Source organism: Fluviicola taffensis DSM 16823, from assembly GCF_943372375.1.
In the GTDB taxonomy this organism is placed as follows: Bacteria; Bacteroidota; Bacteroidia; order Flavobacteriales_D; family Crocinitomicaceae; genus Fluviicola; species Fluviicola taffensis_A.
The window spans coordinates 117,072-140,604 of record NZ_CALRYJ010000013.1 but is presented as its reverse complement, the minus strand read 5'-3'; the positions used below and the strand labels follow the sequence as shown (position 1 = coordinate 140,604).

General features: G+C 40.1%; 20 protein-coding genes. 13 read left to right on the top strand and 7 right to left on the bottom strand.

Annotated features, from left to right (window positions below; all coding sequences use genetic code 11):
- Positions 1-233: 233 nt before the first annotated feature.
- Positions 234-626, top strand: coding sequence for a GxxExxY protein (locus AAG807_RS16555; RefSeq protein WP_341906350.1), 393 nt, complete (start codon positions 234-236; stop codon positions 624-626).
- A gap of 123 nt (positions 627-749) precedes the next feature.
- Here AAG807_RS16555 and mutS read toward each other — a convergent pair whose 3' ends face one another.
- Positions 750-3,374, bottom strand: coding sequence for a DNA mismatch repair protein MutS (gene mutS / locus AAG807_RS16550; protein ID WP_341906348.1), 2,625 nt, complete (start codon positions 3,372-3,374; stop codon positions 750-752).
- Between the two features lie 94 nt (positions 3,375-3,468).
- A complete protein-coding gene (locus AAG807_RS16545) occupies positions 3,469-4,020 on the bottom strand; it encodes a T9SS type A sorting domain-containing protein (protein ID WP_341906346.1) in 552 nt (183 codons plus the stop codon).
- 67 nt (positions 4,021-4,087) lie between these two features.
- Between AAG807_RS16545 and AAG807_RS16540 the strand changes: the two genes are divergently transcribed.
- On the top strand, positions 4,088-4,621 hold the full coding sequence (locus AAG807_RS16540; protein ID WP_341906344.1) for an RNA methyltransferase: 534 nt from the start codon (positions 4,088-4,090) through the stop codon (positions 4,619-4,621).
- Positions 4,622-4,959: 338 nt separating this feature from the next.
- Here AAG807_RS16540 and AAG807_RS16535 read toward each other — a convergent pair whose 3' ends face one another.
- Positions 4,960-6,888, bottom strand: coding sequence for a glycosyltransferase family 39 protein (locus AAG807_RS16535; RefSeq protein WP_341906342.1), 1,929 nt, complete (start codon positions 6,886-6,888; stop codon positions 4,960-4,962).
- A gap of 40 nt (positions 6,889-6,928) precedes the next feature.
- Entirely contained in the window at positions 6,929-7,354 is a 426-nt protein-coding gene (locus tag AAG807_RS16530; protein ID WP_341906340.1) for a hypothetical protein, read from the bottom strand.
- A gap of 194 nt (positions 7,355-7,548) precedes the next feature.
- On the opposite strand from AAG807_RS16530, the gene AAG807_RS16525 reads away from it, so the two are divergent.
- The 11 genes from AAG807_RS16525 (at position 7,549) to AAG807_RS16475 (ending at position 19,122) form a co-directional block, all read left to right on the top strand.
- Positions 7,549-8,559 (top strand): NAD(P)/FAD-dependent oxidoreductase, encoded by a 1,011-nt coding sequence (locus AAG807_RS16525; protein WP_341906338.1) that lies wholly within the window; start codon positions 7,549-7,551, stop codon positions 8,557-8,559.
- A gap of 144 nt (positions 8,560-8,703) precedes the next feature.
- Positions 8,704-9,435 carry a DUF4197 domain-containing protein gene (locus AAG807_RS16520; protein ID WP_341906336.1) on the top strand — a complete coding sequence of 244 codons (732 nt, stop codon included), beginning with the start codon at positions 8,704-8,706 and terminating at the stop codon, positions 9,433-9,435.
- 147 nt (positions 9,436-9,582) lie between these two features.
- The gene (locus tag AAG807_RS16515; protein WP_341906334.1) at positions 9,583-9,900 is read left to right on the top strand and encodes a rhodanese-like domain-containing protein; all 318 of its coding nucleotides are present in this window, start codon (positions 9,583-9,585) and stop codon (positions 9,898-9,900) included.
- Positions 9,901-9,984: 84 nt separating this feature from the next.
- Positions 9,985-11,328 (top strand): HAMP domain-containing sensor histidine kinase, encoded by a 1,344-nt coding sequence (locus tag AAG807_RS16510; protein ID WP_341906332.1) that lies wholly within the window; start codon positions 9,985-9,987, stop codon positions 11,326-11,328.
- A gap of 126 nt (positions 11,329-11,454) precedes the next feature.
- Positions 11,455-12,429 carry an acyl transferase gene (locus AAG807_RS16505; RefSeq protein ID WP_341906330.1) on the top strand — a complete coding sequence of 325 codons (975 nt, stop codon included), beginning with the start codon at positions 11,455-11,457 and terminating at the stop codon, positions 12,427-12,429.
- Positions 12,430-12,574: 145 nt separating this feature from the next.
- On the top strand, positions 12,575-13,765 hold the full coding sequence (locus tag AAG807_RS16500; RefSeq protein WP_341906329.1) for a M20 family metallopeptidase: 1,191 nt from the start codon (positions 12,575-12,577) through the stop codon (positions 13,763-13,765).
- A 5-nt stretch (positions 13,766-13,770) separates the two neighbouring features.
- Positions 13,771-14,346, top strand: a complete 576-nt coding sequence (locus AAG807_RS16495) for a DUF4230 domain-containing protein (protein WP_341906327.1) — start codon at positions 13,771-13,773, stop codon at positions 14,344-14,346.
- The gene (locus tag AAG807_RS16490; protein ID WP_341906325.1) at positions 14,336-14,962 is read left to right on the top strand and encodes a DUF4230 domain-containing protein; all 627 of its coding nucleotides are present in this window, start codon (positions 14,336-14,338) and stop codon (positions 14,960-14,962) included. Before AAG807_RS16495 ends, AAG807_RS16490 begins: the two co-directional genes overlap by 11 nt.
- A gap of 1 nt (position 14,963) precedes the next feature.
- The gene (locus AAG807_RS16485) at positions 14,964-16,331 is read left to right on the top strand and encodes a CapA family protein (protein WP_341906323.1); all 1,368 of its coding nucleotides are present in this window, start codon (positions 14,964-14,966) and stop codon (positions 16,329-16,331) included.
- Positions 16,328-16,834, top strand: a complete 507-nt coding sequence (locus AAG807_RS16480; RefSeq protein ID WP_341906321.1) for a dihydrofolate reductase — start codon at positions 16,328-16,330, stop codon at positions 16,832-16,834. Before AAG807_RS16485 ends, AAG807_RS16480 begins: the two co-directional genes overlap by 4 nt.
- A 164-nt stretch (positions 16,835-16,998) precedes the next feature.
- The gene (locus AAG807_RS16475) at positions 16,999-19,122 is read left to right on the top strand and encodes a DNA topoisomerase 3 (RefSeq protein WP_341906319.1); all 2,124 of its coding nucleotides are present in this window, start codon (positions 16,999-17,001) and stop codon (positions 19,120-19,122) included.
- On the opposite strand, the gene AAG807_RS16470 is transcribed toward AAG807_RS16475, so the two are convergent.
- From AAG807_RS16470 to AAG807_RS16460, 3 genes are read right to left on the bottom strand one after another with little or no spacing between them, the layout of a single operon-like run.
- Positions 19,119-19,850, bottom strand: a complete 732-nt coding sequence (locus tag AAG807_RS16470) for a LytTR family DNA-binding domain-containing protein (protein WP_341906317.1) — start codon at positions 19,848-19,850, stop codon at positions 19,119-19,121. The two genes, AAG807_RS16475 and AAG807_RS16470, sit on opposite strands and share 4 nt — an antisense overlap.
- Positions 19,851-19,866: 16 nt before the next feature.
- Positions 19,867-22,866, bottom strand: a complete 3,000-nt coding sequence (locus AAG807_RS16465) for a histidine kinase (protein WP_341906315.1) — start codon at positions 22,864-22,866, stop codon at positions 19,867-19,869.
- A gap of 34 nt (positions 22,867-22,900) precedes the next feature.
- A complete protein-coding gene (locus tag AAG807_RS16460) occupies positions 22,901-23,524 on the bottom strand; it encodes an NAD(P)H-binding protein (protein ID WP_341906313.1) in 624 nt (207 codons plus the stop codon).
- Between the last annotated feature and the right edge of the window lie 9 nt (positions 23,525-23,533).

Here is a 23,533-nt window from a genome sequence, read left to right as displayed (position 1 = left end):
TTCCTTACATTCTGTTTAAACTCTAAGAGATAAAAAAGGAGGAGACGATATCTATGTGTGAACATATCTCAAGGATTGTTTAGGCACATATGTGTTCTCGCTCCTTTTCACTTTTCTATAAAAGTAATAACTGATACAAACATAGGAGAAACATAGGGCACAATAGGTTTTATAATGTTTTTTTGTTATATTAAGTATATAATCATTATTCACATACTATGACAAAATCTTGTTTGAATCAACTGACTTATGATATAATCGGTGCTGCAATAGATGTTCATAATAATTTGGGACCCGGTTTGCTTGAAAGCATCTATCATGAATGCATGAAGATAGAATTAACCAATAGGAATATTCCATTCAGGACTGAGATGTCTGTCCCTATATTTTATGGGGAACAAAGATTAGAAACTGTATTAAGATGTGACTTATATGTTGCAAACACAATTGTAGTCGAACTGAAGGCTGTGAAAGAGATTGAACCAATCTTTGAAGCTCAGTTATTAACCTATATGAAACTTTTGGATTCCCCTAAGGGAGTTCTTATTAACTTCAACTGTATGAATATTTTTCGGGAAGGTCAGAAGACTCTTGTCAATGAACTATATCGAAACCTCCAAGAATAGAAAGCTAAGTGTCCTATGTTCCTGTGTGGTTAAAATAAAAAAAGTGCTCTTTTGTATCACATAAGAAGGTGAGACATATCGATTTCTGTTGAGTTAAAATCAAAATCAAGAAGGATGTTTAATCTAACCTCCAGTGAGTTTCTTGATTTCGTTCAACTTCATCAGTGCTTCAACAGGTGTTAAAGTATTGATGTCAATGGAAATTAACTGCTCGTGAATTTGTTCCAAAACGGGATCGTTCAGCTGGAAAAAGCTCAGTTGCATGTCATTTGATTGTCCGGCTTGCACAACCACTTCTTTGAGCGTCTGTACTTCACTCGAGCGATTGTTCAATTCCAATTGTTGAAGCATCAACTCAGCGCGTTGGATTACCTTGTTCGGCATACCTGCCAATTTCGCTACGTGGATTCCGAAACTGTGCTCACTTCCACCTTCCACCAATTTGCGTAGGAAAATGATTTTTTGCCCGACTTCTTTCACACTCACATTGTAATTGTGGATTCGTGGAAATTGAACTGCCATCTCATTCAGCTCGTGGTAATGCGTCGCAAACAATGTTTTCCCTTTTGCTTGTGGAAATTCATGGATGTACTCAGCAATTGCCCAGGCAATGGAGATTCCGTCATAGGTACTCGTTCCGCGACCTATTTCATCCAATAAAATCAAGCTGCGGTCGGAAAGATTGTTCAAAATGCTCGAAGTCTCATTCATTTCCACCATGAAGGTAGACTCGCCGGAGGAAATATTATCGGAGGCACCAACGCGGGTGAATACCTTGTCGACGATTCCCAGAATAGCGGTGTCGGCGGGAATGAAACTTCCCATCTGTGCCATCAGTACGATCAAAGCGGTTTGACGAAGCAAAGCACTTTTTCCCGACATGTTCGGTCCTGTGATCATGATGATTTGTTGTTCCTCCTTGTCAAGATAAACATCGTTTGGAACATAGACTTCGCCGGGTTTTAGCTGACCTTCGATAACCGGGTGTCTGCCATTCTTGATATCAATGACAAAACTATCGTTGACGGTTGGTTTCGCATAATTCTTGCGAATAGCCAAATCCGCAAATCCGGTAAGGCAATCGAGTTGTGCGATGAGGTAAGCATTCCGCTGGATTTGTCCAACGAAAGCTCCCAGTTTTTGCACCAATTCGAAATACATTTTTGCTTCTATTGCAGCAATTTTATCTTCCGCTCCGAGAATTTTGGTTTCGTATTCCTTTAATTCAGGGGTGATGTATCGTTCTGCGCTTACTAAGGTCTGTTTGCGGATCCATTCTTCCGGAACCTTGTCCTTATGGGTATTCCGAACTTCCAGGTAATATCCGAAAACATTGTTGAAGGCGATCTTCAAGCTCGGAATTCCTGTTTTTTCGGATTCGCGTTCCTGCATGGCTTCCAGATAATCCTTTCCACTTTCGGAAATGGCACGCAATTCATCCAATTCGGAATGAACCCCGTCTGCAATGACAGGACCTTTTCCTAGCATCACTGCAGGATCTTTCAGTACAAATTTCTCCACCAACTGGATGAATTCCTCACAAGGTTCAATGCGTTTGGAAAGTTGGGTCAATAAATCACTTGTACTTTGTGAACATGCGTCGCGCAATGGAGTCATGTGCTCCAATATTCGTGATAGCACGCGCAATTCTTTCGGGTGAATTCTTCCGACAGCTACTTTGGAGATCAGGCGTTCCATATCGCCTATTTCACTCAGCTCATGTTCTATTTCTGCGCGAAGAGCGTGTTTTTGGGTCAGATCCTCAACAGCATCGATCCGCAGGTTGATTTGTTCGGTAAGCTTCAAAGGCATCACGATCCAACGTTTCAACAACCGGTCACCCATCGGGGTTTTAGTTCCGTTGATTACGTCGAACAATGTTTTTCCGCCTTCATTCAAAGGGCTGATCAATTCCAGATTTCGAATGGTGAAGCGATCCAGCCAAACAAATTTTTCTTCTTCAATGCGCTGAATCTGGGTGATATGTCCCAATTTATCGTGCTGCGTTTCACCTAGATAATGAAGGATGGCACCTGCGGCAACAATTCCCTGATCCAAATCCTCAATCCCAAATCCTTTCATGGAGTTGGTTTGAAAATGCCCCGTTAGTTTCTCTTTTCCAAAGTCAGGGGTGAAAACCCAATCTTCTAAGCGGAAAGTGTAATACTTGGTTCCGAATAATTCTTGAAAAATGGAATGTTTATTTTTTTGATAGATGATCTCACTGGGCTCGAAACCCTGGATCAATTTATCGATGTATTCCGTATTTCCCTGTGCGGTGAAAAATTCCCCGGTCGACACGTCCAGAAATGAAATTCCATGAATGTCTTTCCCGAAATGGATTGCTCCGAGGAAGTTGTTGTGATGACCGTCCAGAATTTTGTCGCTGAATGCAATACCCGGAGTTACCAATTCCGTTACTCCACGTTTTACGATTGTTTTGGTCATTTTCGGATCTTCCAGTTGATCGCAAATCGCCACACGATGTCCGGCGCGAACCAATTTCGGAAGATAAGTTTCCAGTGAATGATGTGGAAATCCTGCCAGTTCAACTTCCGAAGGAGATCCAGCTCCACGTTTGGTCAATACAATTCCCAGGGTTTTTGATGCGGTAACGGCATCTTCTCCGAATGTTTCGTAAAAATCTCCAACACGAAAAAGCAATAAAGCTTGTGGATGCTTTGCTTTAATTTGATTGTATTGTTTCATCAAAGGCGTTTCCGCGGGATCTTTTTCTTTTTTTGACACGTGAATATGTTTCGTTCAGGCCAAAAATACGAAGCGAACTTTGAGTTTAAGGAATTTTATGGGTACTAGTTTTCAACATAACCGGTTATATCCTTCAATATTTAATGAAACGTTGAAATTGCCTGATTCCGCTTTTTTCAAGAACCAGGATATAATTTCCGCTCTCAAGCTGCGAAATATCAATGATGGATTGATTGGTCGAAAACAGTAAGACCCGGCGTCCTGAAGTTTCGTAGATCTCTAATAGATCAACTAGTGAATCAGATAGCTCCAATTCGTTATTCACAGGATTAGATCGAATTAGCGCGTGGCTTTCCAATATTGTTTCAGAGATTCCACCGTTTTCGCAAGTGAAGATGTTTATGGTATATTCGGCAGAGTCTCTTGGACAACTTACGTCGGATACTTTATAAAAAAAATGGTATTGTCCCGGAAAAGCGATAGACATACTTGTAATGGTAACGGTATCACCATTCGGGTCTATGAATATTCCGCCCAAATCTGCATCGTTTGATCGCAGATCAGTCAAATCAAAGGGTTCATATTTGCAATAAGTTACGATAGTATCACTGCCTGCCGTTGGACATTGAGCAACTAATGACTTGGAAAAAGTCATCAATAAAATGGATGCTAGGATGGTTTTCATGAAGTGAATATAAATGATTCAAAAGAGTTAAACAAAAACAATTGGTGTAAATCGGTATTTTTGCGGCATGAACCGTAAATTGAAATTGTGGGAGCTTGATCGGGTAGATGAACAGGCATTCAAGAGTCAGGATAAATTTCCACTCATCCTTATTTTAAACGATATCCGCAGCCTGAATAACATCGGTTCTTTCTTCCGGACTGCCGATGCCTTCAATGTGGAGAAGATTTATTTGTGTGGAATTACGGCTCAACCACCACATCGTGAAATCCATAAAACTGCCTTGGGGGCAACAGATACGATCGATTGGGAATACCGACAAGATATCGATACGCTCGTTTCGGAATTGAAGCAGGAAGGAATCGCTGTATGCAGTATCGAGCAGGCAGAGAAAACGGTTTTGCTGCATGAAATCTCCAACTTGAATGATTCGAAATTTGCACTTGTTTTTGGAAACGAAGTAGATGGTGTGGACCAATCGGTGATTGATGCATCCGATTATATCATTGAAATTCCTCAATTTGGAACCAAGCACAGTTTGAATGTTTCTGTTTGCGCAGGAATTGTCTTGTGGGAGTTTGCGAAGAAATACATTCATTAATTACGAATGTCGAATTTTGAAATTTTTCTCAAAATTGTGTAATAAGCATTGCTCGAAAAGCTTTTAAAAATATTAAATAATCCATGAGTTTTGTTATTCTAAGGATCAAGCATGGGTCAAGTATAGATAGAGCATGGATAGAGCATGGATAGAGCATAGATAGAGTATGAAAAGGTTAAGGATTTAACACTCGTTTTTACTGGGTTTGGATGCTTTTAAATACACTTTTTGTTAACTGGGAAGGCTTAATGTCCAATAACCTGGTGTTCAAACAATCTTTCTCAAAAATGTGAATACGGATAATCAATTGAAAAAAATGTAAAACAAGTAATTCGTAATTATTCTACAATCGGTTCATAAAGTCCATACGTCAGCGGATTATCTTTTCTGTAAATAACCTGAAACGATATGATTTTGACTGGTTTTTTATCGCGGTTCCAAACATAGGTGTTCAGGAATGGTTTCTCGAATTTTTGATATTTCAAATCAATGAACTTGATCGATTGGACCAAGGTAACGGTGCTATCCTTCAGATTGATTCGGTGCTGCGATACGGAGCTGGAAAGATAGTGGATAATCGAATCCTTCGATTGCACGTTAAGAACCAATAAGGGATCTTGTTTCAGATCAGAAAGTTTCAAGGTCACCACCACATCCACCAGATCCGAGGGTCTTTTCACCAATTCTTCCAATGATTTGGAATAACCGGGTCCCCATTCTTCGTCTTTTTCGAAGTGATAAGCGTTGTTATACCATTTCCCTGGATTGTATCCGTTAAACAGATTTTTGTTTTTGGCTATATCAGCAATCGGTTTTTCGCTTGGTTTCCCTTTTTCCAGGAAAAGAGTAGACGCAGAGAAATAATTCTTCTGCCAAATGATGTGTGGATACTTTTGGAGGACAATTGCCCGGTAAGTTGGAGGAAGGGAAGAAGTGGCAGCCAAATAAAAATATTGAGATGCTGATTCTTTTTCAAGCAGCAATTCCAGGTCTTTCTCCGTAAACTCCGGGACGGTTATGAATAAATGCGGTTCCGGAATGCGTAATTCACCTTTTTCTACATAAAAGCGCGTTTTGGGTTCGTCTGAAAAAATGAGTGTAAAACCGGGCTTAGGTCCTGTTTTGTATACATCATCAATACCGGTAAACAAATGTTTGAACGGAGTTTTGTAGAACACCGTGTAATGCTGGCGTTGGAAAATGAGAACGAAGGAGTTCACCAAAACAATTGCCAGGACAAGCATCAGATTCATCCGTTTGCTTTGCTCTTTCGCCCAGCCGAATAGGAAAAGCAACAAAAATGGATAAGCAAAGATCAAAACAGAAGTCTGTAAGACCGGTGCCACGCAGATGGAATAATAGTAACCGGTGAAATAAACGGAAAAGAAAAGAATTCCTGAGAATAGAATAGCTTTTGAACTTCGTTTGACCGACTTTCCGGAAATGCGCGTCCATAGAATAATGAGTGCATAAATAACCAGTAAAGCTGAAGAAAACTGAAAAATATACTCAATGTAATGCAGTAAAAATGAAGGATCAGGTTTACCCAGCCAGCCGGACAATCCTCCCATTTTGAGTTGTGCAGACAAAATAGTGAAATGAGGAGAATACAAAATAACGGCTGCCAAACAAAGAAGTAGGTATTTCCACAAGAAATCCTTGTAGGTAAAAGCGATGCCGAATAATCCGATCAATCCTGCTGTGAGCATGCTGAAATGATGATTATAGGCACAAAGTGCAGCTGCAATCGGAAACCAAATGAGGTGTTTGCGGGCATAGTTCTTAAAGAAGACGATTTCTCCCCAATGATAGGCGAATAGCAGAGTAAAGAAAAATCCGGAAGTGTATGGTCTGGCAATCTGACTATACATGAGTGGATATTGACTTGTTGCGAGAATGGCTGCTACAATCAGACCAACCGTCACATTCGACCAACGCTTTCCAATTTTATAGGCGAAATAAACGCCTCCAACACCCGAAAGAATGAAGGGCAGCTTTACAATCCATTCCGAAGTGCCGAACAATTTGGTCCAATAATAAAGAAAAACCTGAACGAAAGCCGGGTGACCATCCACTTGTACTCCTTTAGCGATGAGTTCTCCGAAGGAATCAAATCGGGTACGTAACAGACCACTTAGTTCATCATGTGTGTAAGGAATGGAAAAGAGGTCATAACATCTGAGCAATAGTGCCAGAAGAAGAATTCCAATGATGATGGAATGCTCTTTAACGAAATCTAAAAACCGCTTTTCTCCTGCTCTAATCACTTGAATGCTTTCAACAAAAATAGCAAAGCTTCTCTTATGACTACTTGAAAATATCTTTGTTAGAGAGTTCGGCTGTTAGAAAAGTGTCCAAAGAACCCAATTTATCGAAAAGATGGATCTGGTATTGACCATTTTCTAAAGGGGAAATCTCCAGATTGATCGTTTTACTTCCCAGACCGGTGGGAGCAAGGTAAAAACTGGTTTTTTCTCCTGTTTCCGATTTCGTTACGGCATAATTTTTTACCACTCCTTGATGAAAAGTGACTTTGCCTCGGCTGCGATAATTGATGACCGCTTCCCCATTTTCTATCTGAAGGTAATTCAGATCGTTATCCATTGGGAATTCCTTTGGGTTCTGCTTTCCCTTAACAGTGAGCAGAGAATAAATGCAGTTTTTGATTTCTTGATCCTGAGCTTGTGAAAAAAAGCTGAATAGGATGATGGTTAAGAGTGTGATTGATTTCATGTGGTATTTTTTTTCTGAAAATAATAAATAAACAAATGTAAAGTCAATAATCCCCCTCTTTCAGAGAGTAGATCTCATAGTTTGAAGTTGAAATGTCTATCAGAAAGAGTGAATAAAGCGGATTGATTTACCATTTTTTAGCGATGACTATCTGAGAAACAATCGTTATTTTTACAGCACTTTTAATAGGAATAATGATTGAAACTGATATAATTATAATTGGTGCCGGTCCGGTTGGACTTTTTACCGTTTTTGAAGCGGGATTGTTGAAATTGCGTTGTCATTTGATTGATTCATTGCCTCAGCCTGGTGGGCAGTGTTCTGAGATTTATCCGAAAAAACCGATTTATGATATTCCCGGATTTCCATCTGTTTTAGCAGGAGATCTGGTTGATAATCTGATGGAGCAAGCAGCACCTTTCAAGCCCGGGTTCACTTTGGGTGAAGCAGCAATGACGATTGAAAAGACAGAAGATGGAAAATTCATTGTTACAACGGTAAAAGGGACCCAACACACAGCTCCGATTGTTATGATTGCAGGTGGATTAGGAGTTTTTGAGCCGAGAAAACCACCTATTTCTAATCTGGCGGATTTCGAAGATAAAGGAATCGAATACATCATCAAAGATCCTGAGTTTTACCGGGGGAAACGCTGTGTAATTGCAGGAGGTGGAGATTCCGCATTGGATTGGTCGATCTTCTTGGCTGAAAAGAAAATCGCGAAAGAAGTTGTTTTGGTTCATCGAAGTGCTTCTTTCCGCGGTCATTTGGATTCGGTACAAAAAGTGATCGATATGGCAGAGAACGGTCAGATCAATCTGATCACGGAAGCGGAAGTGGTAGGTGTGGAAGGAAATGGCGCATTAACACATGTGAAAATTCATCACAATACCCAGGGAGAAATTATTCGTGAAACAGATCATTTCATTCCATTATTTGGTCTGAAGCCATCTTTGGGTCCGATTGCTGATTGGGGATTGGATATTGAGAAAAACGCAATCAAGGTAAATACGCTGGATTACTCGACAAATATTCCGGGAATTTATGCAATTGGTGATGTCAATACCTATGAGAATAAGCTGAAGCTGATCCTATGTGGTTTCCATGAAGGAACATTAGCAGTTCAATCTGCATTTGCACTTATTCATCCGGATAAGAAAAACATCCTGAAGTACACCACTGTCAATGGAGTGCAAGGATTTTAAATAAAAAAGTAAGGGTGGAACAATTTTCCACCCTTACTTTTTATGGAACAATTTTTGGTATAGTCAAACGTTAAAAACAAGAGAAAGCACTGCTTTCGATAAATATCTGCAACAGCAGATTAGTAAAGACTTAAAACACATAATATGAAAATCAGTATTGCAATTGCATTGTTTATCAGTACCAGTTATTTGACAACTGCACAGACCTTAGGAAAAATGGTTTCAAAAGGGAAAGAATTAACTACGTCATCCTCTTCGTCCCAAAGTCCCTTAAGCAACGATGAGGTGGTGAGCGGTTTGCGTGAAGCATTGACAACCGGTGCAAAAACAGCAGCTAGTAAAGCAGGTGTGACAGACGGTTTTTATAAGAATGCTAAAATTTTCATTCCATGGCCTGCTGAAGCGAATGAAATGAAAGATAAATTGGTGAAATTGGGAATGCAAAGCCAGGTTACGCAATTCGAGGAATCGGTGAATCGCGCCGCTGAAGAAGCAGCAAAAAGTGCTTTCGACGTATTTGCCGGAGCAGTTAAAGGAATGTCAGTTGGTGACGGTTTTGCTATCCTGAACGGAAGTGACACGGCGGCTACTCATTATTTGCGTGAAAAAACAACGGCTTCCTTGACGGAGAAATTCAAACCAATTGTGAAAACAGCAATGGAAAAGGTGCGTGTTACAGAATATTGGACTCCATTGGTTACCAAATACAACAAGATCCCATTGGTTACAAAACAGAATCCGGACTTGGAAGCATACGTTACAGCGAAAGCAATTGATGGATTGATGTTGCTAATTAGTGAGCAAGAAGCAAAGATCCGCAAAGATCCGGCTGCTCAAGTAACAGACTTACTGAAGAAAGTATTTGGAAAAAAATAGGAATCGTTGAAACAGCTTGAAAAGGAATATGTTCGATAGCCGTTTTTCCGTAATTTTGTAAAGCGATCAATTTGGTCGCTTTTTTTCTGGAAAAGGATTTGAGTTTTAACTTTTCACCCCTTTGAACTTATTTTATAAAAATAAACTATGAAAAGCATTACAGTTAAAGAATTGAAAGAATGGAGAGATGGAAATGAAGATTTTCAATTGATCGATGTGCGTGAACCATACGAAAATGAGATTTGTACATTGGATGGTGTGTTGATTCCAATGAATGAAGTTCCGGCTGAATTCGGTCAGATCGATAAAAACAAAAAGGTAGTTGTGCATTGCCGTTCCGGAAAAAGAAGCGCAAATGTGATTTCCTTTTTAGAGCAAAACCATGGCTACACGAATTTATACAATCTGGAAGGTGGAATTTTAGCCTGGATTGAAGAAGTGGATCCTTCAATGGAAGCATATTAATAAAGACACTTCGACTCCGCTCAGTGCCCTTAGGTTATTTAGAAAAGGTGATTGAGCGTAGTCGAAATCCCTTTTCAATTATAGATGAATCGTAAGACAATCAATACCGTAATTATTCTGGGGATACTCTCTTTGCTGAGTGTTCTGAGTATTCAATTGTTCTGGATTCACAAAACAACAGAAGCACAAAGGTTGACGGTTCAGATCCAGGAACGGGAAGACAGTCTGAATCTGAAGCAGTTTTCAGAAAGAGCGCACATTGCATTGAGAGATGTGCTGGAACAACTCAATACAAAAGACGATATCAGCGCCAATTTGTATGGTGCCGTAAAGCAGATCCGTCCAAATTACTTTTCAGTGGATATTGAAGAGGAATTGCATCCTTACTATTTGGAGCAATTGCTGAAAAGGGAATTCGACAATCAAAGTTTGAATCAGGATTTCGTTTATGGGATTTATGATTGTTACTCGGATTCGATTGTCTTCGGGAATCTCATTAAGTACACCAAGGATGCGTCCTACTCCGTAACAAACAATGATTCGGTCGGGAAGACATCCAATCAGTTGAAATGGAAGAATGACGGACATTATTTCACGGTTTTGTTTCCGAATGTAAGTTCAACGACGATTGATGTGGCCAAAACGGATTTTTATCCGTGGTTTTATTTGGTCATTATCTTGTTACTCTTGTTCTTATTCTTTGTATTCACGCTGAATGTCATTCTGAAACAGAAAAGACTTTCGGAAGTGAAAACGGATTTCATCAACAATATGACGCATGAATTGAAGACCCCGATTTCGACCATTGGTCTTTCAAGTGAACTGCTTTTGCGAGGGGATTTCAAGGAAGATCCCGATCGCCTGCATCGCTATGCGGAGATTATCTACAAGGAAAATAAACGCTTGGAAAACCAGGTGGAACGCGTATTGAATGTTGCGAAGCTGGATCGTGAAAAATTGACATTGAAGAAAGAATCCTGTTCCATTCATGATTTGATTTTGGAAGCGAAGGAAAGCTTTGATATCAATCAAACCGATCAGGGAGGTGAAATTGAATTGGTTCTGGATGCAACAAAGGAAACCTTGATGATGGATGAGGTTCATATTACCAACGTCATTTATAACTTGCTTGATAATGCGGTGAAATACTGTAATGTAGTGCCTCAAATTGTCATACGGACCTGGGATGATGCTCAGAATTTCTATTTGTCCATAAGTGACAACGGAATCGGAATGAAACGGGAAGACCTTAAGATGATTTTTGATAAATTTTACCGTGTTCCAACAGGAAATCTGCACGATGTCAAAGGCTTTGGATTGGGACTTTATTATGTGAAGCTGATTGTTGAGGAACATGGAGGAACGATTCAGGTGAAAAGTCAATTAGGTAAGGGTACGACCTTTTCGCTGAAGTTTCCGTTGAAGTAATTCCAGCTATCTTTGCTAAAATTACGAAGAATAGAATTCGAGAATTCGCTAATTTGCGAACAGAATTATATTTAAGATATTGGTTTTCAATTTGTTTAACAATTTTGATTGAATAAAAAAACACCTATGCAAGGGCTTGTCAATCGCATTTTTTCCATTCGGACAGAGCAGGATTTCAATCAGTGTGCTTTGGAAGTCTTTCATTTTCAGAAAGAGCATGTGCCTGTTTATAAAACCTTCCTGGAGTTGATCAATCGACCGGAACCGAAACACTATTCGGAGATTCCACATTTACCCATTTCTTTTTTCAAAACACATCAGATTATAGCAGATAATCAAGCTGTTCAGCAGGTTTTCAAAAGCAGCGGAACAACCGGAATGGTTCGAAGTATGCATTCGGTTGCAGATGTTTCAATTTACGAACGCTCTTTTATCCCGACGTATGAGCAGTTTTTGGGGAAATTGGAAAACCAGATCATCTTTGCATTGTTACCGAATTACGTCTCACAGGGTGAATCCAGTTTGGTTTACATGGTGGACAAATTAATCGAAGGAACCAAGGATCCGTTATCCGGTTATTTTCTGGAGAGTCTCGAAAGTTTGTTGCTTGCCATTTCAGAAGGAAGGAAAACCGGAAAGAAATTGGTGTTGTTTGGCGTTTCTTATGCCTTATTGGATCTGGCAGAACTCAAACCCGATCTTCATGACGTAACAATCATTGAAACCGGTGGAATGAAAGGAAAGCGAAAGGAAATGACGAAAGAGGAGATGCATCAGGAACTAATTGCCGGATTTGGTTGTGAGTACATTGCTTCGGAATACGGAATGTGCGAATTGCTTTCTCAGGCTTACAGCGATAAGCAGGGCTTATTTGAATTGCCGGCATGGATGAAAATTTCCCTGAGAGAAGTTAATGATCCCTTTGAATTGGTGAAACACGAGAAAACAGGAGGAGTGAATGTCATCGACCTGGCCAATGTTTATTCCTGTTCGTTTATTGAAACACAGGATTTAGGGCGAATGGAAGATGGAAAACTACGTCTGATGGGACGTTTCGATCATTCGGATATCCGCGGTTGCAACTTACTTGTCGGGAATTAGGTTAAAAAAGTTCAAAAGTTCAAAAGTTCAAATCCCAATAAGCTATCGGGATCAAAAGTTTTTTAGTTTAAACTCTTTGAACCTATTAAACTCTTTGAACTCTCTTTTGTTTTAGTATTTTTGAATAAAGTCATACTTGAAGTAAATGGATTCAGCAATTCACCATATTATTCGCACCCGCTCCAATGAATTATTTGATAAAGTCAAAGGATACCGGGAGCACATGCATCGTTTTCCTGAATTATCCTATTCGGAATACAACACGATGAGTTTTGTGGCGGAACAATTGGAGAAAATTGGAATTCCGTATCAAAAGGAGATAGCTGGAACAGGAGTGTTGGCGATTATTCGCTCCGATAACCATAAAGAAACCGATTCGTGTATCGGATTGCGGTCTGAACTGGACGCTTTGCCAATCCTGGAACAAAATAACAGTGCATATAAATCCACCAACGATGGTGTGATGCACGCTTGCGGTCATGATGTACATACCGCCATTTTATTGGGAACCGCAGAAATTATTTGGGAAAACAAGAATCTTTTAAAACATCCTGTCAAATTATTTTTCCAACCCGGAGAGGAAAAGAATCCCGGGGGAGCATCCTTAATGATTGCAGATGGAGCCTTGAAAAATCCCTCTGTTCATGAACTCTTTGCATTGCACGTATTCCCTGAAATGGAAGTTGGACACGTGGGATTCAGACCTGGTTTGTATATGGCATCTTGTGATGAGATTTATATTACGATCAATGGAAAAGGAGGTCATGGAGCAACTCCGCATCAGACAATCGATCCGATTATGATTGGAGCACATTTATTGACAGGTTTGCAACAGATTGTAAGTAGAAAATGTGACCCGAAAGTTCCCTGTGTCTTGTCATTCGGTCATTTTGAAGCCTTGGGAGCAACCAATATCATTCCTGAGAAAGCAATTTTGAAAGGAACATTCCGTACTATGAATGAAGATTGGAGAAAAGAAGCCTTGGATATGATTTCCGGTCACGTTCATGCTACTTGTGGGCAATTTGGGGCTACTGCCGATCTGGAAATTTCCAAAGGTTATCCCTATCTGGAAAACGATCCGGCTTTGACGGATAAAATGATGAACAGAAGCAAAGACTTCTTTGGAAAAGACAAAGTGGAAGAGTTACCCATTCGGCTGACATCCGAAGACTTTTCGTTTTACGCACAGGAAATTCCGGTCTGTTTTTTTCGTCTGGGAGTTCGGAATGAAGACTTAGGCATCATTTATGGAGTGCATCACCCGAAATTTGATATTGACAGCAAGGCATTGATTGTTGGAATGCAGGCAATGTGTTTAGCTGCTTTTGAATAAGAACTATGAAGAATCGCTTGTTTTTTAGTCTGTTGGTTTTGTTCCTTGCTTCTTGTGGAGACGAGAAAGAGGTTCATGAAACGGAAATTTACCAGATTCGCTCAATTGGTACACTTGCTACAACGGAATATACACTCGGAAAGATCATTCATTGGAATGATGAGGGTGAATGGTATAAGTTTGGAGACCGGAAGATCTTGCTAAGTTGTAAAGCAACTGTCAAAGCAGGAGTTAACTTGAATAAGATCAGGGAATCCGATATCGAAGTGGAGGGGAATAAAATCACCATTCAACTTCCACCACCGGAAATTGTTTCCTTTGAAATGGATCCGGATCTGATTCGTACGGAAATGACGGATGTAAATGGTTTCCGATCTGATTTTTCACAAGTAGAGAAATCAAAGGTGTTGCAAAAAGGGGAAGAGAGTATTCGCAAAGACCTCAAAAAATTACATATTCTCGATGAAGCGGAACAGAATGCCAAGATCTTCATCATCGATTTTTATAAGAACTTAGGATTTGAACAAGTAATCGTACATGAAACGCCAAAGGATAAGAGAAATACGGACGTTGATCATTAGATTGGCTCTTGTTGCAGGGATAGCCTTTGCAGGATACTGGGTTTATCAATTGTTTTTCAAGGGAGAATCTGCTGATGAGATTGTGTTGGAAGAAACTCCTTTAAAAGTGGAGCAAATCCGGTCCATTCTGGAATTGAACACGCTGAAGTTCCAGGATGAAGCAGTGGTGGATTCCTTGGAATATTATAAAACCGCAGACGACGCAGTTTGGGGAGCGCTCGATAAATTGACAACCCCGGATCAGTTTAAGCATGGTTTACGTGCGGATGGTATCAAAAGACGTCTGACTCTGATTGTGAGGGGTGAATTATTGTATGGGGTGGATCTGAAGCGAAAAGATTTTCAGTTTATTCCCCAAGGAGACACCTTATTGATTCTGATTCCTCAGCCGGAACTGCTTTCCATTTCAATAAATCCGAAGGGAACCGAAGTTTATTTGGAGAATGGCGACTGGAAAGATTATGAAAGGGCTCATTTGCAACGAAAAGCGCGAAACAAAATGATTGCTTCAGGGAATCGCTTGAAATTACCGGAACGGGCAAAAGCTCCACTGGAAAAAGCATTGAGAGCATTGGTGAAAACCGACAAAATACTGGTCATTAAATTCGAAAAATAACATGCGACAAATTCTTTTTATCCTGATGACCGTTTTCGGATTCACGGTCTCATTTGCACAATCGGATTCTTCACGACTGAATTTCTTGTTTGTGGGTGATGTCATGCAGCACGGCGGACAGATTGCCGGAGCATATAACGCTAAAAAAGATGCCTACGATTACCGCGATTGCTTTCAATATGTGAAACCACTGATTAAGAATGCAGATATTTCCATTGCCAATTTGGAAGTGACCCATGCCGGGAAACCATATAAGGGATATCCGCAGTTTTCTGCGCCACCGGAACTATCCGAAAGTTTGGTCGATGCAGGATTCAATGTGATTATCACTTCAAACAATCACAGTTGCGACGGTGGTTCGACAGGTGTTGTGAAAACATTGGATGTCTTGGATAAACTGGAGGTGAAACACACAGGAACATTCCGCAATAAACAGGAACGAAATCTGAATTATCCGTTGCTTATAGAGAAAAATGGTTTCAAAGTTGCAATTCTAAATTATACATACGGTACGAACGGATTGTCAGTTGCTGCACCATTGATCATCAATTACATCGATAGTGCAGTGATGGAAGCTGATTTTAAAAAGGCTCGGGAAATGAAAGTGGATTTGATCGTTTGTACCCTGCACTGGGGAACGGAATATCAATCCTTACCGAATGCCTATCAAAAGAATTGGGAGAGATTCTGTTATGATCAAGGTGCCGATATGGTAATTGGTGGTCATCCTCATGTGTTGCAACCGGTAGAGGTGAAAGAGATTGGCGGAGAAAAGAAATTAACCGCCTGGTCTTTGGGAAATTTTGTTTCCAATCAGCGAGATCGGACCAAAGACGGGGGAATGATCCTGATTGCAGAAGTCAATAAGGTTTCCGGGAAAGCTGTTTTAGGAAAAGTAGAACATGCATTTACCTGGGTTTATCCACGGCAGGAAGCGGTGGTGAAACCATTCTATATTTTACCCGATTTTGACTACAACAACTACCGTTCGGGCTTTTTGGATAGCGAATCAAAAGCAAAATATGACCTATTCTTTTCTGATTCAAGGACTTTGTTCAAGGAGCATTCAAAAGGAACTATCGAGTTTGCAGTTTCGGGAGATCAGATTATTGAAGCTTATTATGGGAAGTTGTTGAAAGGATATTATGCACAAGAGTATCCGATTGAGGTTTTTAAAAATGCCGACATAATTGAACCGGGATTCAAGCAGTTGATTCATAAAGTGCTAGGTGCGGATGGAGATTATCATTGGGTTGTCGGTTACTTTGAAACAGAAAAAGATGTGAAAAAAGCACGTGTTCCGGAGGCGTTTATCGCTCAGCCAAAATGTGTATTCATTTCACCCACAGAATATAAAGTCATTCAATGAAAGTATCATTAATCGTTGCAATGGACAACGAACGCGGAATAGGGAAAAACAATGATCTGATGTGGCATTTGCCGGCAGACATGAAGTTTTTCAAAGAAACAACAACAGGTCATGTAGTTGTTACCGGTCGCAAGAATTACGATTCCATTCCGGAACGGTTTCGCCCATTGCCTAATCGGGAAAACGCTGTTCTGACTCGAAATTCGGATTATCAAGCTCCTGGGGCGCTTGTTTTTTCTTCGTTGGAAGCATGTCTGAAACATTATGAAAATGAAACGGAACGAACTGTGTTCATTATCGGCGGCGGACAAATTTACAAGGAAGCAATGGACTTGAATGTTTTGGATGAACTATTCATTACGCATGTCAATCATAGGTATGGTGCCGATACTTTTTTTCCGGAGTTTGATGAATCAAAATGGAATGTGGAAACTGTTTTTGAGCAGGAGCCTGATGAGAAGCATGCCGTAAGTTTTCAGGTGAAAAAGTACACCAAAAAATAATAAGGATTTAGCTTAAGAAGTATAAGTGGGGACGCGACGCATCGCGTCCCCACTTAATTTAATTCCTTTTAAGAGAATTGATATCCTCTGATTGTTGAAACATTTCCTCATTTTGTTCAAAACCACCTTGTCTCCCCATTGCGCATTGACTAACTTTGTTCGTTATGAAATTGTGCATTGCCGAAAAGCCCTCCGTAGCTAGAGATATCGCAGAAGTCATTGGTGCAAAACAGCGTCATGATGGCTTTTACGAAGGAAACGGCTATTGGGTGACCTGGACTTTCGGACATTTGTGTACACTCAAAGAACCACACGATTATCATGAGAAGTGGAAGTATTGGAAGTTGGAAGACTTACCCATTATTCCGGATAAATTCGGAATCAAACTCATTGAAGATTCGGGGGTCAAAAAACAATTTTCCATTATTGAAAAACTGGTAGCTTCTTGTGAGGAAGTGATTAATTGCGGGGATGCCGGGCAAGAAGGAGAATTGATTCAACGCTGGGTTTTATCGAAAGCAAAATGCAAGGTTCCAATCAAGCGTTTGTGGATTTCTTCTCTAACAGAAGAAGCAATCCGTGAAGGATTCCAGGCTTTGAAAACAGGCGAACAATACCAGAATTTATACGCTGCCGGAAGTGCAAGAGCCATCGGAGATTGGCTTTTGGGAATGAATGCTACCCGTTTGTTCACGAAGAAATTCGGACAGGGAAAAGCTACCTTGTCTATTGGTCGTGTTCAGACTCCGACCTTGGCAATGATAGTGAACCGTCAGAAAGAAATCGACGCTTTTCGTTCGGATGAGTATTGGGAGTTGAAAACGGTTTATCGTGAAACGGAATTTTCTGCAGTCATTGATCGCTTGCAGTCACAGGAACGTGCCGATAAAGGATTGGCTTACTTGTTGGAGCATCCTTTTGAGATCACTTCCTTCGAACAGAAAGAAGGGAAAGAAGGAAATCCGCGGTTATTCGACTTGACTTCCTTACAAGTTGAATCCAATAAGAAGATTGGCAATTCTGCGGAAGAAACCCTGAAAATGGTTCAGAGCTTGTACGAAAAGAAATTGGTGACCTATCCACGTGTTGATACCACTTATCTGAGTGAGGATTTACACCCGAAGATCGATGGGATCATGAAAGGATTGACTTACTATTCCCGATTCACTGAATCCGTTTTAGCGAAGCCCATCCCGAAGCTAAAAACGGTTTTCGATGATAAGAAAGTTACCGATCACCATGCGATCATTCCTACAGGAGTGCAGCCAAGTGGTTTGAGCCATCCGGAACAGCAGATTTACGACATGATTGTTCGTCGTTTTATAGCAGCGTTTTATCCGGAATGTAAGGTTTCAAACACGACTGTACTTGGGAAAGTCGGACAAATAGAGTTTAAAGCTACAGGAAAACAGATCATAGAGCCGGGTTGGCGTGTGGTTTGGGAAGAGACGAAGGAAAGTGATTCGGAAGGAAAGAAAGCGGTTGAAAAACCGGAACAAACCATGCCTCATTTCGAGGAAGGGGAGAGCGGTCCGCATCAACCATTCATCCATCAGGGAAAAACAAGCCCGCCGAAAGCTTATACGGAAGCAACTTTGCTGAGAGCAATGGAAACTGCCGGTAAGATGATTGATGATGAGGAGTTACGCGATATGATGAAGGAAAACGGTATCGGTAGACCTGCCACGCGTGCAAACATCATCGAAACCTTGTTCAAGCGGAAATACATTGAGAAGAAGCGAAAGAATCTGATTCCGACAAGTACCGGAATGGGATTGATCGATACGATTCAAAATGAACTTTTAAAAAGTGCTGAGTTGACCGGACAATGGGAACGCAAGTTGCGTTTGATTGAAAAGGGAGAATACGATCTGGAACAATTCAAACACGAATTGATGGTGATGGTTCGTCAATTGACCGATGAGGTGATTTTTTCTCAAGCTCCTATCCGGATTCAATTACACACCGATCAACCTGTGGAAGTTGTTAAGGAGAAAAAGGAACGAAAGAAAGCCGAAAAGCAATCTATAGAAGATCTGGACTGTCCGAAATGTAAGTCCAACAAATTGATGACCGGAAAAAGAGGGGTCGGATGCAGCAACTTCAAAGTTTGCGGATTCATGGTTCCTTTTGAACTGCTTGGAAAAAAACTGACTGAAAAACAACTCACGGATTTGATTACCAAAGGGAAGACCGGGAAAATGAAAGGGTTATTGATTCCAGGTTCTCATCAAGTCATCGAAGGGGCAATCTCTCTGGATGAAAGCTTCAATATCACGGTTGTTTAAACATGCATCAGCCGATGCATCAACAAATCTTTTCGGGATTTGGAAACGGGAATCTGAGATCCGTTATCCAAAATCAACATGTTGTATTCTTTTTGGAACTTTTTGATATACTTCAGGTTCAATAAGAAAGAGTGATGCACGCGCATGAATTTTGATTCGGGAAGCATGGTTTCAAAAACCTTCAGATTTTTTGAACTGGTAATGTGTTCCGTTGTTGTTTGGATCATCGTGTATTTACCATCAGCTTTGAGATAAACAATGTCATCAATTTTCAGGAAAATAATAGCGTCCAATCCGGTTATTCCAATCAGATCTGAATGAACCATATTTTCTTCCGTTTTATCGGATGATGTAATGTGTGTTTCTGCTGTTTGAGCATCTACGTCCTGGATTCGTTGGATACAGTTCCGTAAATCCGAAGAATTGATAGGCTTTAATAAGTAATCAAATGCACCTTTTCTGATTGCAGCAATTGCGTGTTCATCATATGCGGTGATGAAAACAACCTTGGTTTCAAAAGGAATTTCGTCCACCAGGTCAAAGCTGGTTCCCGATTGCAGTTGAATATCTAAAAAAGCAACATCGATACTCATTTCATCAAACACCTGTTTTGCTTCCTCAACGGTAGCAACACTTGCAGCAATCTCAATGCTTGGATTGATCTTATTTAGCAAAGCCGCTAAACCTTCCCTGCTTATTCGAATATCGTCTAAAATGAGTGCTTTCACTTGCTTAAAAGTTGAATTAATTTTCCAGCATTTCTTCGGTCACCAATGGAATTCTAAAAATAACAGTAGTTCCACTATTTTCCGGTTTGTCAATAATTTCAAAGATAACGGAATATTGATATTTCGCCTTCAATAAATTGATCTTATCAAGAACCATGTTCCATCCGTGCGAGATATGGTTTGCACGGTAAGTATTGATCCGTTTGGCTTCCTGTCGTCCGATTCCGGTATCCTCAATTTTCAGGATGATCACATCTTCTTCCCGATGTCCTTCAATAATTAATCTTTTGATTCCCTTTTTATGTGTTAATCCATGCACAATAGCGTTTTCCACTGTAGGTTGAATCAAGAGTGTAGGGATTTTTAAATGAAGCAGATTCTCAGGGATATTGACCTCAACGTCCAGACTTTCTTCAAAGCGAAAACGTTCTACGGAAATATAGGATTTCAGCAACTCCACTTCATCCCGAAGTGTAATGAAAGAGTTGTCACTTTGTTGCAGGAACTTTCTCAATAGTCCGGAAAAATCGCTCAATGCATATTCGGCTTCCTCTTGTTTTCCCATTACGATGAGGTATTGGATATTGTTCAGACAGTTGAAGATGAAATGGGGATTCATCTTTGCCTGAATTGCCTTCAATTTCAATTCAAACATCGTGTTTTTATGCTCACTGTCCTTCAATTCCTGATCCTTTGAAATCTGAATTCGTTTATAGGTCAACAGGAAGATCAGTAGGAAAACCAAACCGAATGCGAGCAATCTGAACCAAAGTGTCTCATAGATGTGTTTTTCTATTTTGAATTCATAGATGATTTCATTCGGGCTATGGTCATTGAATCCGTCAATTCCGCGCATGTAAACCTTGTATTCTCCCGGTGGCAACATTTTGAAACTGATTATTCCTTGCTTGGTAGGTGTACTCCATTCTTCCTTGATGTCAGGACCAACCAGCTTGTATTGGTAGTGAAGGTTGTAGAATTGGGTGAAATTCGGACAATAGTATTGAATATTTATGGTGTGTGTGTTTCGTGGGAAAATAGGGTTGGAGAGTTTTTGAATTTTATCATTTACAGTAACTCCTTTTAAAAATGGTCTCAACTTTCGATACTCCGGGACATCAAAAAAACTAATCAGAACTCCTTGGATTGTCGGGAAGCAGAAATGTTTTCCATCACTGGAATAAGAATTGTTCTGGAATCCTCCGTTGAATTCAGTGTTCAATATCCCGTCATCCTGACCGAGTCGAAAAGGGATCAGGAAGTTTGTTTTATGGGAAATGAAATCATCAATTTTGCGCTCACTTATTATATACAGGCCGTGGTTTGATGAGATATATAGATTGCCGTTTTTGTCCGGAGCCAAAGAAAAGATATCGTTGTCAAGTAAACAATTCTTCATCCGGTTTAGTGGCAATAGCTTTTTATTATTCCAGTAATACAGTCCACCACCATATGTGCCGATGAAGAAGGTGCCGTCTTTTTTTTCATAGAAAGCGCGTACTTCTTTTCCCTTCAACCCATTCCGGATATTGAAATGCTTTTTCAATTTTAAATCTTCAGAGAAAATAAAAAAACCGTCTTCTCCTCCAACCAGAATATCTCCATTCTTGAGTTGATAGAAACAAACGACCAATCCAATTTTTAGGGACTTGAAAAGATGCCTGAATTGATTAGGTGTTTCGCTTAAGGATATTCCGTTTTCTGCGCCAATCCAAATGCGCCTCCTCCTGTCCTGAAAAATGGCATGTACCGAATGATTATAAAATCCCTTGGTAATCGTTCGAATATATTTCCGATTCTTTAAAACAACAATCCCTGATCCCCATGTACCCGCCCAAACTTGCCCATTAATCTCCGCAAGACATGAGAAATCAGTGTGCTTAGTGTAATATTCTGAAAGGGATTTCTGATTGAATTTAAATATGGTGGAGTAAGTTCCTGAAACAATTAATTCGTTTTCAGGTGTTCTAATGATAGAGCTAAGTGAAGATTCCTTCAGGATACTCTCGTCATAAATGGTCCTGCATTGTTTCACCTTGATTTGAAGCAATCCTTTGTCGTTGCTTCCTGCAAAAAGAAAATTTTCATCTTCATTATAAAAAAGGGATAAGATGATCTTACTTGGGAAGTTGGAGGTGATGGATTCAAAGATAGTATGATGTTTATCCTTGTAATAAAGACCCTTGTGAGTGGATATGAATATTTCTTTATGCGGACCAAAAGCGATGTCTGTGAAATGAAAACCTTCGGTATTTTCCTTGAATTTTTGACGAATCAACTTTCCGTTGGAATAAATTGCTGCACCACTGAATCCCAGTAAATAATTTTGACCTGAATAAGGGTTTTTCTTGGAAAGATAGTAAACGTCCTTGGTTAGTTTAGCCCATTTGGATCGACGCAATATGTAAGTTCCGGTTGAATCGGAAAAGAATGGAGTCTTACCAACTAAACCAACTCCACAGATCGCATGATTACTTTCTATTTTGGAGATGAACCTACTTTTGGAAGATCCAAGCCTGGAAATGCGGACTTCCTTTTTTCTAGTGATGAAAATAATGGAATCGTGATAAAAAGAAGCGCTCAAATTATCTTCTTTTGAAAGTTCTCTCGTTACAGGTGTGATTTGAAATAATCTTGAACGATTGTCCACTCCATAAAGAATATTGCTCTTTCGATCGAGAAACATTTTGACGCACAGGATTTTTCTGCTTTCATCTGTCGGATTGATATCTGTAAATGTTTGCCCGTTGAATTCAACCAACCCGTTTGCTGTTCCGATGAGCAGGTTTCCGGTTTTATCAGGAATCATTGCTGAAATCTGATGTTGTGGTATCCCATCTTCTGTTCCGTAGACACGAATGGTGAAGGGAGAGCCGGTGTTCAGAGTGGCTTCAATGAGTTTTCCTAATGGCTGAGCATGAGTAGAATAACTGGAAAAGTAGGACAAACAAATAATACCCATAAACCAGCGAAGAATTGCCAGTTTGTAATCAGGGTATTTCAATTTTGAACTCATCTTACGAAGGTAACACTACTAAATCAATTTATCATCAGATGTAGTGCACGCCTTTTGGCTCTGAAAGGGTTGCTTCAATCAATTTTTGGGCAACTTTTGAAACGTGTATTCCCCTGTATTTTTTTGCTTTTCCAAACAATAAAGGACTGATTAGGAATAAAATGCCTTGAATGAGTTTTTCACCGGTGCGTTTTTCTTTTCTTGGTCCGATCAAAAATGAAGGTCGGATGAATACGGTAACAGGAATTTCCAATCGGGCAACTCCTTGCTCCATTTCTCCTTTTGTTCTCAAATAGAAATTGGAAGATTGTTCATTTGCTCCAATGGAAGAAACGACACCTATTTTTTCGACTCCTGTCTTTTTACAAAAATTGGAGAATGAAACCACATAATCGCGATCGATTTCTTGCTGACGTGATTTATTACCAGCTTTTCTTAAGGTAGTTCCTAAGGCACAAAATCCGATGTCGATTTTTTCTGCAACCTCCAATTGATCCAGTTGTTCAAAAGGAACAATTACTACTTGCATTTTAGGATGTCCAAAACGCAATGGATTTCTTGCCAGAACGAGTACTTTTTCAATCTGAGAATTGTTCAAGAGTTGAATCAGGATTTCATTCCCGACCAAACCACTTGCACCTGAAATACAAACTGTCATAGGATCAGA

Coding starts and splice junctions, on each gene's coding strand:
- AAG807_RS16545 (WP_341906346.1), bottom strand. CDS start 4,020: ATGAAAACCATCCTAGCATCCATTTTATTGATGACTTTTTCCAAGTCA.
- AAG807_RS16540 (WP_341906344.1), top strand. CDS start 4,088: ATGAACCGTAAATTGAAATTGTGGGAGCTTGATCGGGTAGATGAACAG.
- AAG807_RS16530 (WP_341906340.1), bottom strand. CDS start 7,354: ATGAAATCAATCACACTCTTAACCATCATCCTATTCAGCTTTTTTTCA.
- AAG807_RS16525 (WP_341906338.1), top strand. CDS start 7,549: ATGATTGAAACTGATATAATTATAATTGGTGCCGGTCCGGTTGGACTT.
- AAG807_RS16520 (WP_341906336.1), top strand. CDS start 8,704: ATGAAAATCAGTATTGCAATTGCATTGTTTATCAGTACCAGTTATTTG.
- AAG807_RS16515 (WP_341906334.1), top strand. CDS start 9,583: ATGAAAAGCATTACAGTTAAAGAATTGAAAGAATGGAGAGATGGAAAT.
- AAG807_RS16510 (WP_341906332.1), top strand. CDS start 9,985: ATGAATCGTAAGACAATCAATACCGTAATTATTCTGGGGATACTCTCT.
- AAG807_RS16505 (WP_341906330.1), top strand. CDS start 11,455: ATGCAAGGGCTTGTCAATCGCATTTTTTCCATTCGGACAGAGCAGGAT.
- AAG807_RS16500 (WP_341906329.1), top strand. CDS start 12,575: ATGGATTCAGCAATTCACCATATTATTCGCACCCGCTCCAATGAATTA.
- AAG807_RS16495 (WP_341906327.1), top strand. CDS start 13,771: ATGAAGAATCGCTTGTTTTTTAGTCTGTTGGTTTTGTTCCTTGCTTCT.
- AAG807_RS16485 (WP_341906323.1), top strand. CDS start 14,964: ATGCGACAAATTCTTTTTATCCTGATGACCGTTTTCGGATTCACGGTC.
- AAG807_RS16480 (WP_341906321.1), top strand. CDS start 16,328: ATGAAAGTATCATTAATCGTTGCAATGGACAACGAACGCGGAATAGGG.
- AAG807_RS16475 (WP_341906319.1), top strand. CDS start 16,999: ATGAAATTGTGCATTGCCGAAAAGCCCTCCGTAGCTAGAGATATCGCA.
- AAG807_RS16465 (WP_341906315.1), bottom strand. CDS start 22,866: ATGAGTTCAAAATTGAAATACCCTGATTACAAACTGGCAATTCTTCGC.
- AAG807_RS16460 (WP_341906313.1), bottom strand. CDS start 23,524: ATGACAGTTTGTATTTCAGGTGCAAGTGGTTTGGTCGGGAATGAAATC.